Origin of the sequence: Tianxiuia mixotrophica (assembly GCF_050596425.1) — a bacterium.
Taxonomy (GTDB): Bacteria; Bacillota; Clostridia; order Peptostreptococcales; family Acidaminobacteraceae.
The window spans coordinates 2902473-2914034 of sequence record NZ_CP192292.1; the positions used below are offsets into that span (position 1 = coordinate 2902473).

Below are 11562 nucleotides of genomic sequence, written 5' to 3' on the forward strand. Positions count from 1 at the left end.
TCTTTTAATTGTCACTTGCCAGCAGTCCATTCAAATTCTATCCTTGATATAAAATCTAAAAGACTGCCAAGGGCAGTCTTTTATTACAAACTTGTATTCTATATAAGCTATTATAGCTGTATTTCAAGCGTGTATCAAGTGCTAAAGAGCTTCATATTCCGGTCTGAGCATGGAATAGATTTTCACAGACTCATATTTGTCACCAAGGCGGGCTGCATCTCTAAGTATACCTTCATATACAAAGCCTGCAGACTCATAAGCCTTTTGTGCGATTTTATTGTGAACGCGTACATCCAGCCATACCCGGTGGGCATTCATCTCTTCAAAGGCCATCTTAATAGCCAAGTTCAAGGCTTCACTTCCATAGCCCTGCTCTTTTACAGACACGGCTATACGCCTAATTTCAACTGCATGATCAATGTTTTTTAGCCCAGCTAAAATCATGTAGCCCACAGGTGATTTGGATGCGTTTTCTTCGATAATCAAATGGATAATGTCTGGGTGCTTCATCATTGCTAGGTGTTCTTCTGGAGAATTTTGTCCAATGAACTTTGTATGCATAGCATCTTGTTCTGTTTGCATTATGTAATTTAAGTCACCGTTCTCAGTTTTTCTTACCTTAATTTTTTCACCAATCATTAAATATGAATGCATTGTCATTCCCCCTTTTCACTTATTATACCCTATGGTGTATACTGTTAATAATGAATTTTTTTGATAATATTCAAAATGATTCGTCTGAGTTCATAGTGCCTTTTGTGGTATCAATATAATAAGAGCATCTAGGAGGTTTAAAAGATTATGAAATCTCAATCCGTTTTTGTCACACTTATCTGGCTGATCATCCTAACACTTACACTTCAAGGGGCTGGTTTTGCCGACAACATACCAGATGAGCTTGGCCAAGTTGAGGCTGAGCTTGATGTAAACACCCCCATGTTTTGGATATGGAACGAGGATTTAGAACTTCTTCAGGGCTCCGCGGACCCTGACACAGAAATGATATACCTGGCATCATTGACCAAAGCTTATACCTTAAATGCCTTTATGAAAAACTTCAAATCAGAAATAACCATTTCTGTGGACACGCCATATAACTATTCAAAGGTCAAAATCGGTGACACCATCTCCTATGTGGATGCCATTACAGCCCTCCTTGTTAGGTCCTGTAACACGGTTGCCGAAAACATGCTGGACGAACCTCCAAAAGAAGGCTTTGTATCAAGTTCTGGTCTGCCTGTGGAGATAGATGGTGTGCGCTACGAGAACATGGACACACCAACAAATGTTTTGAATGCTTTTGTGGAAAACGAAAACCTCATTGAAATTTACGAGCGCATCTACGACGGCCGATTTGGACATACGACTTATCGCAAGTGGACCGTTTATGAGGACTTAAACTTTTGCTTTATAAAGACGGGGTTTACAAACCAGGCTGGTCGCTGTGTTTTCATTAAAACCAACCATCATTATTTCTTATTCGTCGGTTGGAAAAAGCACTCTGACCTTGTTAGAGATTCCATTTCTATGGTACGCATGTATGAAAAAGACCATGACCCTTGTGATTTAAAATCACTGGGCAAGGCTTATATAAAAGAAGCTCCATCTCAGGAGTGACCTTTAAAACACATAAAAAAAGCAACCCCTAACACGTCAAAACGTGTTTGGGGTTGCTTTTATCTTTAAGGATAAATCTCATTGTACCACTTATTTATAAGGCACTTCCCAAATTCTTTGGACACAGGAATCTGAATTCAATTAAGCCTTTTCAATGTAAATCTTCACATCATGACCATTTAGAGTAAACTCTTCAGCTAAGTCATGTGCTTTTTCGTCAAGTTCAACTGTAAGTGTCTCGCTTTTGATGAAGTCCTCATGTGCCTTAAGACCAGCTGCAAACTCTTCATCTGACATGTAGCAAATCTTGATATTGTCTGTCACTTCGAAATCATTCGCCTTACGCTGCTGCTGAACTCTCGAAACAAATTCTCTTGCATACCCTTCATTGATTAGGGCTTCATTTAGAGTTGTGTCTAGGATGATGAAGACATTGTTTTCAACACCAACAGTGAAACCCTCTTTTGAATCAATAGCAACAAGAATATGCTCTGATGTCGCTTCAAAAGTATCGCCATTGCCAAGGTCTATCACGACAGTCTCACCTGCGTCTAGCTTTGGCGCCACAACACTTGCGTCAAGTCCTTTAAGGGCTTTTCCGAAAAGTCCCATGTTCTTGCCAAGCAGAGGACCTAGAACACGGAAGTTTGGCTTGAGTGTGAAATTCATGTATTCATTCAGACTCTTAGCAAACTCAACTTCCTTCACATTAAGTTCCTCTTGTACAAGAGGCACAAGATCACTAATAAGCGCCTCGTAATTGCCATCTACAAGAACCTTTTGAATTGGCTGTCGCACTTTAATCTTAACGGATTCGCGTGCACCACGACCCAGGCGAACCAGTTCACGAACCAAGTCCATTTTTTCTTCAACACGAAGATCAATCTGATCTGCATCTGCCACAGGGAAGTCAGAAAGATGTACCGACTGATCCGCTGTCAGGTTGCGGTAAATCTCTTCTGATGTGTATGGTGCAAATGGCGCAGCGAGTTGAGCCACTGTTTTAAGAACTTCCCATGTCGTTCTGTATACAGATTTTTTATCATCAGTAAGCTCAGTGCTCCAGAAACGTCTTCTTGAACGACGAATATACCAGTTTGAAAGATCCTCATTTACGAATTCTTGAATCTTACGAACCGCTTTGGTTGTATCAAATGCGTCCAGGTCTTCTGTAACATTTTTAACAAGTGAGTTAAGCTTAGAAAGAATCCAACGATCCAGTTCTGGTCTATCAGATGGAGCAATATTGAAATCTGACGCATCAACACCATCTGTGTTGGCATAAAGCGTAAAGAAGTTGTATACGTTCTTAAATGTGCTAAAGAACTTTGAGTTTACTTCCTTAACACCTTCTTCATCAAACTTAGTAGGCACCCATGCTGGTGACACATAGTACATGTACCAACGCACAACGTCTGCACCATACTTGTCGAAGAGTTCAAGGGCATCTACCGTGTTGCCTCTTGACTTAGACATTTTCTTGCCTTCTTTATCCAGGATAAGGTCGTTTACAAGAACATTCTTATAAGGTGCCTTACCTGTTACAAATGTCGAAATAGCAAGAAGTGAGTAGAACCAACCACGTGTCTGGTCAATCCCTTCACAGATAAAGTCCGCTGGGAACACAGTGTCAAAGATATCTTCATTTTCAAATGGCCAGTGCTGTTGCGCAAACGGCATTGCCCCACTGTCAAACCAGCAGTCGATAACATCTGGTACACGTGTCATATTACCACCACAATTACATGTTAGGTGAACATCATCAACATATGGGCGGTGAAGTTCAATCGACTCATCAATATCTTCTTTGGCTCTATCAACCAGTTCTTTTCTCGAACCGACAGATGTCAATTCTCCACAATCGTCACAACGCCAGATGTTAAGAGGCGTGCCCCAATATCTCGAACGAGAGATGGCCCAGTCATTGAGGTTTTCCAGCCAGTTGCCGAAACGCTTTTCCCCTACATGGGCCGGATGCCAGTTAACGCCATTGTTGTTTTCGATCAACTGGTCCTTTAGACGCGTCATTTCGATGTACCAGCTTGGCTTAGCATAGTATAAAAGTGGCGTCTTGCATCTCCAGCAGTGCGGATAATTGTGCTGAATTGTTTCTTTCTTATAAAGTTTGCCTTGTTCTTTTAACCAGATAACAATCTCTGGGTCAGCGTCCATAACAAACTTGCCTGCCCAAGGTGTTTCTGTATACTTGCCGTCTTCATCAACTGGTTGAAGCACAGGCAGACCATATTTGACACCAACGTTGTAGTCATCTTCACCAAATGCAGGGGCTGTATGAACGATACCAGTACCGTCTTCCGTTGTTACATAATCCCCTAAAGTGACAAAGAAGGCCTTCTTATCTGTTTCCACAAATGGCATAAGCTGTTCGTACTCAATGCCTTCAAGACTCTCCCCCTTGAATTCTTCAAGGATTTCGATGTCTTCACCCATAACTTTTGGAGCCAATGTTTTCTCAACGATAAAGATCTCGTCATTTTGCTTAACCTTTACGTAAGTTTCCTTTGGATTCACTGTGATACAAACATTTGAAGCCAGTGTCCAAGGTGTTGTTGTCCATACAAGGAAATACTCGTCTGCATCCTTACGCTTCATCTTTACTGTAACTGTTGTTGTCTTCTTTTCCTGGTAGCCCTGAGCAACTTCGTGAGATGCCAGACCAGTGCCACAGCGCGAACAGTACGGTAGAATTTTATGACCTTCATAGATCATGTTTTCATCAAAGAACTTTTTAAGAATATGCCATTCTGTTTCAATGAAATTGTTGTCCAGTGTGATATATGGATTGTCTAGATCAATGAGGTAAGCCATGCGCTCTGTTTGTTCTCTCCAAGCGGCTTCATATTCAAATACAGAATCACGACACTGCTGGTTGAACTTTTCTAGACCATAATTTTCAATTTCGTGCTTGTCTTTAAGATTCAGGCGTTTTTCCACTTCAATCTCAACTGGAAGGCCATGCGTGTCCCAACCAGCCTTACGTTTTACTTGATAGCCCTTCATTGTCTTGTAACGACAAATGGAGTCTTTTAGAGCTCTTGCAATAACGTGATGAATCCCTGGACGACCATTTGCTGTTGGCGGTCCATCATAAAAAACGAAAGATTCCTTGCCTTCTCTTGTTTCAACGCTTGCTTTAAGTAAGTCGATTTCATCCCAAAGCGCTCGTACATCAGCTTCTGCTTCATACACTGGCTTTTTGGATAATTCATTGTACTTTGCCAATTCAAACACCCTTTCCTTAAATGCCTGTCGCATTCATGACCTTTACCCGTATGCCCAATTAAAATCTCATCATCGTGATGAAAATTGATCAACGAGCTGTTCGATCCTACAAATTTTTTGTAAAAAAATAATCCCGTCCAAACGATTCAATCGCTCAGGACGGGATATAGTTATCACGTGGTACCACCCGAGTTTACTGCAAAAAGCAGTCACTCCATTGATGTTATCGGTTTCAAACCGTTTAAAACTAATCTCACATAGGCATTAAAAACGCCCTACTGTGATTTCACTTTAAAAGCTCAGGGGTGATTTTCAATATGATATCCCACTGGTTCGCACCTACCACCAGCTCTCTTAAAGGACTTTCATCTTTACTCTTCCCCGTCAAGGCTCTCATTATTAAATATCATTTGCATTATAATGGATTTTTCATTCATCGTCAACCAAGGATTCTTCCACAGCTTCAAGTTGGGCTGATAATAGGGTCTTGAATCTGGTCTTAAAAAGGATGGCATCTTTCTTGGCTTCCTCATATTCTTTTCGAGCGCCAATAATTCTATTGTTGGCATCATCTAGAATTTTTTCTGCCTTGTGCTCTGCTGCAGCCACAATATGATCCGCTTTCTGATTGGCCGTTCGCACAACATCCTCAGCGGTCCCCTGGGCCACAACGAGGGCATCCCGAAGGGTCTGTTCAATTCGGTTAAACTTATCCAGTTCTCCTTCAACCTGCTTTAATCGACTATTTAAGTTCTCATTTTCAGTGAGCACTTCTTCAAGTGCATTTGAAACTTGTTCTAAGAAAACGTCCACTTCACTGGTGGAATAGCCTCTCATAGATTTATTGAACTCTTTTTTTTGAATATCAATTGGTTTCATCTAACATGCCCCCTATTTAACACGCTTGAGTTTTACCCGTATTCTATCTTTTCGTGTCGTCCCTTCATCTCCAGCGTAAACAATTCGGCCCTTCCCTCGAACGGAAATTAAATCGCCCTCACCCAGTTGTTTAGAAACAGATGTCACAAATCTATAGTTGACTTTAACACGTTCTTGCTTAATTAAATCAGCGGCCTTTCCCCTTGCAATATTAAAGCCTGCCGCCACAATAGCATCCAGTCTCAGAGACTTGACACTTGCACTGAAACTCTCATATTCAACGTCTTTTGGCTTTAAGCCCTCAACACCAAGCACATCCGATTTGACTGTATGCCGTCCAATCTTCCTTAGATGAACACTGATATACTGGGCCATTGCATGGCCTGCCACCACTTGAATAACATCGTCATAGACAAGTATGTCTCCAATTTTATCCCGCTTGATACCCAGCCCAAGAACCGAACCAAGAACGGATCTATGCGTGGCTTCTTCTTTCATTTCAACATCCACCACAGACAGGGGAAAATCCTCTTTCGTGAACATCATCCAATCTGGAAAAATGCCTACAATTTGATATTCCGCATCATCATAGCCACCAAATAAGTCATATTGAACATCTGGAATTTGGCTTAATATCCGAAGCGCCACATCTTGATCTTCTGGCGTTATAAAATCAGAAAAAGCAGGCTCGTGCTTCTTCATAACCTGAGAGGCTAAATCGATAATTCGAATAGCCACTTGACGTGAAGAAGCGCTGACCCGCGCCTTTTCCATTATCATATCTTTCTTTAACATAATTTACAGTCTTCCTATGAAGCCACCAATTAACTGCAGGGTTAAAAGCAGGAGAATTGGTGAAAAATCAAGTTGACCACCAACACCTAGTCTGTGCTGCAACTCACGAAATGGTGCTAGAAGAGGTTCTGTAACTTGGTAGACAAGTTGTGTAAATTGATTGTTTATGCCTCTACCCACCCAACTCAAAATAATTCTGATCATTACTGCTAAGTAGATTAGTTGGAAAAAGTAGGCTGTTGCTACCTTAAATGCATTCATGTCTAAACACTCCTTAATGAGTTAAAATCACACTCATATTATTTTGATGACCACGGGAAAATTCCTTTATCGGCCAGCTCGTTTTTAACATCGCCTGAAATGTCGACATTATTCGGTGCCAGAATAAAGATACCCCTAGATACTTTTTGAATATGACCATCAAGAGCATAAAGTGCGCCACTGCAAAAATCAAAAATTTTCTTTGCGAGTTCAGCATCTATGTCTTCAATATTGATAATAACTGGTTTTTTGTTTTTCAAACTGTCAACAATGGCTCTTGTGTCATCAAATTCAACTGGTTGATGCAAAACAACCTTCATATTCGATCCTAGTGACGTTGACGATGTGGAAGTCGTCGAGTGCAAGCTAACAACCTTTGATGGTGCTGGTGCTTGTGTAAAGGTGCTCGTGACTTGCTTTTTCTCTTCTTCTACAACATCTTCTTCAACGTATTCATCTTCATCTTCGTAAGCTCCGAACCCCATAAAGAACTTTATTTTATCTACAAATTTTTCAGACATGCTGACCTCCATACACGATTTATTTCGAGTGGGTTATCTCACTCGATATCAGTAAGTTCTTACACCGAATATACCGCTTCCGATGCGAACCATATTCGCTCCCTCTTCAATGGCAACCACATAATCCCCAGACATTCCCATTGATAAATACTGCATTTCAATGTTTGTATAATCACCATTATAGATTCTATTCTTCGTTAAATCAAAGATTTCCTTCATTCTCCTGAAAATTGGGCGTACAGTTTCAGGATTTTCTGCAAAAGGCGCTATGAGCATAAGTCCTTTTACCTGTACAGAAGGCAATTGGGATACCTCGTGGATAAGCTCAGGCAGTTCAGATTCATCTATACCGAATTTCTGCTCTTCACCTGCAATATTCACCTGTAATAAAATATCAATGGTTCGGTCGTGTTGATTGGCCCTCTTAGATATTTCCTTAGCGAGTTTCAAACTATCCACTGAATGGATCATGTCCACTTTATCAGCAATATATTTCACTTTATTTGTTTGTAAATGTCCTATCTGATGCCATGAAACAGGTTTAACATCTTCAAACTTCCGTCTGATCTCCTGTACACGGTTCTCACCCACAATTTTAACCCCATAGTCTATGGAAGCGTTCATCACTTCACTTTCTACTGTTTTGGTCACAGCGACAAGGGTTACATCCTCTGCATTTCTTCCCGTCTTCTCACAGGCTTGCTTGATGTTCTCTTTAATATCATCCAAATTTTCTTTTACATAGCTAAAAGACATATCCTCACCTCTATTTCAGCTTTTCTTACCGCTTATGCTTTCCTTTAACCGGGTCTTTTATGCGGTCTTCACCCATTTAAAATCTTTTAGGCTTTATTATCATGACGTTTGGGTCTTGATTTATATAGGCCTAATTTAGTAGACCGAGTCACCTTCTTTAAAATTGACACCCTGAATCAAAACATCATCATTGATATCAATTGACCGGACACGCTCTGTTTTTTCTCCCACAGTCACATCGACAAAACCGTTCTTAACTATGGCAAACTCTTTATCATAACCGATTACTCTCACCGGTTTAAAGACTGTCTTATTATCCACTCCAAGTATAAATACCCCCTGCTGCTCATCTTTTGTAATGATAGCCGAACTCGGTATTTTTAAGCCCTGGTAATTCTCTCGAATAATGGTGGTGCTTACAACACGTTTTTTATAGAAATCTGTAACTTGTTCAGTCATTTTTAAGACCAGGGCACCCCGTTCACCTGTTTCAAAGACTTTGGATACCACGCCGGTCACAGACTCACTTCCGATTTTCACTTTAACGTATTTGCCCTCCTCATAAAGACCGATTTCTTCTTTCTCAATGAGGGCCACAAGCATCCAAACCGAGTTGTCTACAATTTTGTAAACAGGCTTTTGGTTTGTGACATAGTCCGTGGTTAGGGATTTTACATTAATGGGCTGAGAAATCACCGTGTCATAGTCCAGCTTATAAATATTATCTAGGGTTAGAATAGACTCCATACCATCACTTGCAAAGGTCACAATGCCCGCTTTGGGGCTATAAAAAGATATGGATTGCCCTTCTCCAAGAACACCTCCGCCAACAAAGGCTTGCTCAAACCCACTGCCCGTTGCCAAGTCCATATTGGACAGCATTTCAAGTTTATCAAGTTTTAAATCCAGATCTTGCTTTAGATTTTTCACCTGCATGAAATCCTTCTGTTCTCTGGCTTCTAATAGGGCCTTTACAATTTTCTCGATTTCGCCATTCAGGTCATCCTCAGAAATGGTTAGTGTCTGGGCACTGACTAGGTCTTCCGCTTCTCCATCTTCAGATGTGCCCACAGCCACATCGCCGGTTTCTCTATACACTTCTGCGATCTTTAGTCCCTTTTTTATCTTGTCTCCATCAGCGACATTGTAGCGTATATTGCCTTCTACATTTGTGTTTATAATGAGTTCGTTGCGAAAGATGATGCCGTCATATTCTTTTTCAATATTCAATTGTCCATATACGACTGTCTCCGTCAGCTTCTCATCCATAATAAAGCCAGAGACCATTTTATATGCGAAATACACAATTATCCCTGTGAATATTATAAACCTCAGAAATCGTCCGAAATTAAATTTCATCCGTTCGCCCCAATCAAGTTATTCCACTAGACGCTTGTAATCCTGAAACCGATTACAAGTCTTTCGTACAGAAAAAGGCTACCTACATATAGTATAGTAGCCTTCCTGAGTTCAAAACACTTTAAATCATTTAGAACAACCGTCCGTATTTTAGTGTGACTTTAAGCTTCTTAATCCGTGTGACATGAACGTCGAGGAGCTGATCATCGTCAGTGACGATGCACAGGGCATTTTCAACTTTCTTGGCACCAATCAGGGTCCCTTTGACCTTGTTGTCGTTTTTGAGCTTTACACTAATTTCATCACCGATGTTTAATCTTTTTTCACCCAGTTTGAAGACTTTAAAATCTACATCATCTATCAGATCTTGTGTTACAGATTTGCTTTTTATAGATACGCGCTGATTTTTTAAATCCAGCTTTTCTTTAATCACTGCAAACAGATATCCAAATACTGATAGACTTAAACTGAAAAATAAGATCATCTCAATGTATCTGTTCATATTTTCACCACTTTCAAATAAGCCCTATTTATATTATACATCAACAAAGCATTATTTTCCATGAAAGCATTCCAAGCTATAGTTACAGTAAGATTACAGATCGCCCCAGGCTTCCTGAGCGGCTTCTTCTGTTTCATGCTTCATACGTCTAATCATTAAGTTGCTCACTGACTCTCTGGCATTGTAGTCTTCATATATAACTTTATAAAGCTGTTCAGCGATTGGCATTTCAACATTGTACTTTTCACTCAGACCATAGGCTGACTTTATCGTGTAAATGCCTTCAACGACCATACCAACTTTTTCAATGGCATTATCAGTTGTCATGCCTTCACCGATCATAATACCGCAGCGTCTATTCCGGCTGTGCATGGACGTACAAGTTACAATTAAATCGCCAATGCCCGAAAGACCAGAAAAAGTCTCAAGCTTGGCGCCCATTTTTAGTCCTAAACGGGCAATTTCATGGATGCCTCTGGTCATGAGAGCCGCTTTGGCATTGTCTCCAAACCCTAGGCCATCACTTATACCCGCTCCCAGGGCAATGATATTTTTAAGAGCACCACCCACTTCTACCCCTATAAGATCAGGGTTGGTGTAAATTCTTAAATTTTCTGTTGTAAAAGTGTCTTGAATCAGCTCAGCGGCCTGCCTGTCTGTAGACGCTGATACCAAAGTTGTTGGAATTTTTCTTGAAACCTCTTCAGCATGCGAGGGACCTGAAAGAGCCACAAACTTATTTTCTGGCAGGAACTCTTCAACCACTTGTGATATTCGTTTTAAGGTTGTCATTTCAATCCCCTTTGAAACATTGACAATGACCTGTTCCTTGCTAATGTGGTCAGAACAGTTTTCAAGGGTTTGTCGAACTGCTTGAGACGGCACGGCTATAAGCACGATTTCAGCCCCGTCTATAGCCATCTTCAGGTCTGAAGTCGGTTGAATATTATCCGGGAGTTCCACTCCCGGCAGGTACTTTTCATTTCTCTTCGTCTTTATAATTTCATCTGTTTGGGCTTGTTGCCAAGACCACAAACTCACATTCATTTCTTTTTGAGCTAAAACTAGACCTAGTGCAGTTCCCCAACTGCCTGCTCCTAGTACTGCAACTTTCATAAAGACAACTCCTATCTAAAACTCTGTATGTAATGCGGATTCCTATGTTGACCAGAACTATTATATCATGACCTGGTCTTATATATGTGAATAAATTCTTAACATCGGTTGAATATAACTAAGAAAGGCACCCAGACCAGAGATTTTCTGTGCATCGGGGTGCCTTTTTAATCATGTCTATTTGCTTGGTTTTCCTCATCTTTTTTATGTGTCTCGAAACAGTGTTTATAAAATTTAAAAAGACGGTCTTCCCCAGTGATGATTTTGTGGAAAATTTTGCTTTCATTTTCTCATGGACGATCGGCACTTCCTATAAATCAATAGCATCTGCAATGGCATTAATGGACCAAAATTTCCAGTACTCTTTCCCGCAAGTAAGTACCCGGTCTTTTTAACTGAATATCTCCTAAGGTATATTTCATAGCCATCTCCCCAATCATAATACTATGTCTAACAAGTATTATGATTGGTATAGCCTGCAAAAAACAAAATCCGAGGTTCAACATATTTGTG

11 protein-coding genes and 1 other annotated feature are annotated in these 11562 nt (G+C 40.5%); of the genes, 1 reads left to right on the forward strand and 10 read right to left on the reverse strand.

The features are described from left to right. Positions 1–141 precede the first annotated feature (141 nt). Positions 142–654, reverse strand: coding sequence for a GNAT family N-acetyltransferase (locus ACQ4KW_RS12730; protein ID WP_430882860.1), 513 nt, complete (start codon positions 652–654; stop codon positions 142–144). A gap of 147 nt (positions 655–801) precedes the next feature. Between ACQ4KW_RS12730 and ACQ4KW_RS12735 the strand changes: the two genes are divergently transcribed. Then, positions 802–1617, forward strand: a complete 816-nt coding sequence (locus ACQ4KW_RS12735; protein WP_430882861.1) for a hypothetical protein — start codon at positions 802–804, stop codon at positions 1615–1617. Positions 1618–1758: 141 nt separating this feature from the next. On the opposite strand, the gene ileS is transcribed toward ACQ4KW_RS12735, so the two are convergent. The 9 genes from ileS to ACQ4KW_RS12780 form a co-directional block, all read right to left on the reverse strand. After that, on the reverse strand, positions 1759–4860 hold the full coding sequence (gene ileS, locus ACQ4KW_RS12740; RefSeq protein ID WP_430886574.1) for an isoleucine--tRNA ligase: 3102 nt from the start codon (positions 4858–4860) through the stop codon (positions 1759–1761). Positions 4861–5012: 152 nt separating this feature from the next. Further along, positions 5013–5257: a binding site (T-box leader), on the reverse strand. A gap of 32 nt (positions 5258–5289) precedes the next feature. Next, positions 5290–5739, reverse strand: a complete 450-nt coding sequence (locus tag ACQ4KW_RS12745) for a DivIVA domain-containing protein (protein ID WP_430882862.1) — start codon at positions 5737–5739, stop codon at positions 5290–5292. A 12-nt stretch (positions 5740–5751) separates the two neighbouring features. Then, positions 5752–6534 carry an RNA-binding protein gene (locus tag ACQ4KW_RS12750; protein WP_430882863.1) on the reverse strand — a complete coding sequence of 261 codons (783 nt, stop codon included), beginning with the start codon at positions 6532–6534 and terminating at the stop codon, positions 5752–5754. Positions 6535–6537: 3 nt separating this feature from the next. Next, entirely contained in the window at positions 6538–6795 is a 258-nt protein-coding gene (locus tag ACQ4KW_RS12755) for a YggT family protein (RefSeq protein WP_430882864.1), read from the reverse strand. Positions 6796–6833: 38 nt separating this feature from the next. Beyond that, entirely contained in the window at positions 6834–7316 is a 483-nt protein-coding gene (locus tag ACQ4KW_RS12760; RefSeq protein ID WP_430882865.1) for a cell division protein SepF, read from the reverse strand. A gap of 48 nt (positions 7317–7364) precedes the next feature. Further along, positions 7365–8072: a YggS family pyridoxal phosphate-dependent enzyme gene (locus ACQ4KW_RS12765; RefSeq protein ID WP_430882866.1), complete on the reverse strand. Its 708-nt coding sequence runs from the start codon at positions 8070–8072 to the stop codon at positions 7365–7367. Between the two features lie 135 nt (positions 8073–8207). After that, positions 8208–9431 carry an HlyD family efflux transporter periplasmic adaptor subunit gene (locus ACQ4KW_RS12770; RefSeq protein ID WP_430882867.1) on the reverse strand — a complete coding sequence of 408 codons (1224 nt, stop codon included), beginning with the start codon at positions 9429–9431 and terminating at the stop codon, positions 8208–8210. Positions 9432–9561: 130 nt separating this feature from the next. After that, positions 9562–9933 (reverse strand): hypothetical protein, encoded by a 372-nt coding sequence (locus ACQ4KW_RS12775; protein ID WP_430882868.1) that lies wholly within the window; start codon positions 9931–9933, stop codon positions 9562–9564. Positions 9934–10026: 93 nt separating this feature from the next. Next, positions 10027–11049, reverse strand: a complete 1023-nt coding sequence (locus tag ACQ4KW_RS12780) for an NAD(P)H-dependent glycerol-3-phosphate dehydrogenase (RefSeq protein WP_430882869.1) — start codon at positions 11047–11049, stop codon at positions 10027–10029. Positions 11050–11562 lie beyond the last annotated feature (513 nt).

Bases quoted from the DNA above. Each gene is read 5' to 3' on its own strand.
- ACQ4KW_RS12775 (WP_430882868.1), bottom strand. From the start codon at position 9,933: ATGAACAGATACATTGAGATGATCTTATTTTTCAGTTTAAGTCTATCA.
- ACQ4KW_RS12770 (WP_430882867.1), bottom strand. From the start codon at position 9,431: ATGAAATTTAATTTCGGACGATTTCTGAGGTTTATAATATTCACAGGG.
- ACQ4KW_RS12730 (WP_430882860.1), bottom strand. From the start codon at position 654: ATGCATTCATATTTAATGATTGGTGAAAAAATTAAGGTAAGAAAAACT.
- ACQ4KW_RS12735 (WP_430882861.1), top strand. From the start codon at position 802: ATGAAATCTCAATCCGTTTTTGTCACACTTATCTGGCTGATCATCCTA.
- ACQ4KW_RS12745 (WP_430882862.1), bottom strand. From the start codon at position 5,739: ATGAAACCAATTGATATTCAAAAAAAAGAGTTCAATAAATCTATGAGA.
- ACQ4KW_RS12780 (WP_430882869.1), bottom strand. From the start codon at position 11,049: ATGAAAGTTGCAGTACTAGGAGCAGGCAGTTGGGGAACTGCACTAGGT.
- ACQ4KW_RS12765 (WP_430882866.1), bottom strand. From the start codon at position 8,072: ATGTCTTTTAGCTATGTAAAAGAAAATTTGGATGATATTAAAGAGAAC.
- ACQ4KW_RS12755 (WP_430882864.1), bottom strand. From the start codon at position 6,795: ATGAATGCATTTAAGGTAGCAACAGCCTACTTTTTCCAACTAATCTAC.
- ACQ4KW_RS12750 (WP_430882863.1), bottom strand. From the start codon at position 6,534: ATGTTAAAGAAAGATATGATAATGGAAAAGGCGCGGGTCAGCGCTTCT.
- ACQ4KW_RS12760 (WP_430882865.1), bottom strand. From the start codon at position 7,316: ATGTCTGAAAAATTTGTAGATAAAATAAAGTTCTTTATGGGGTTCGGA.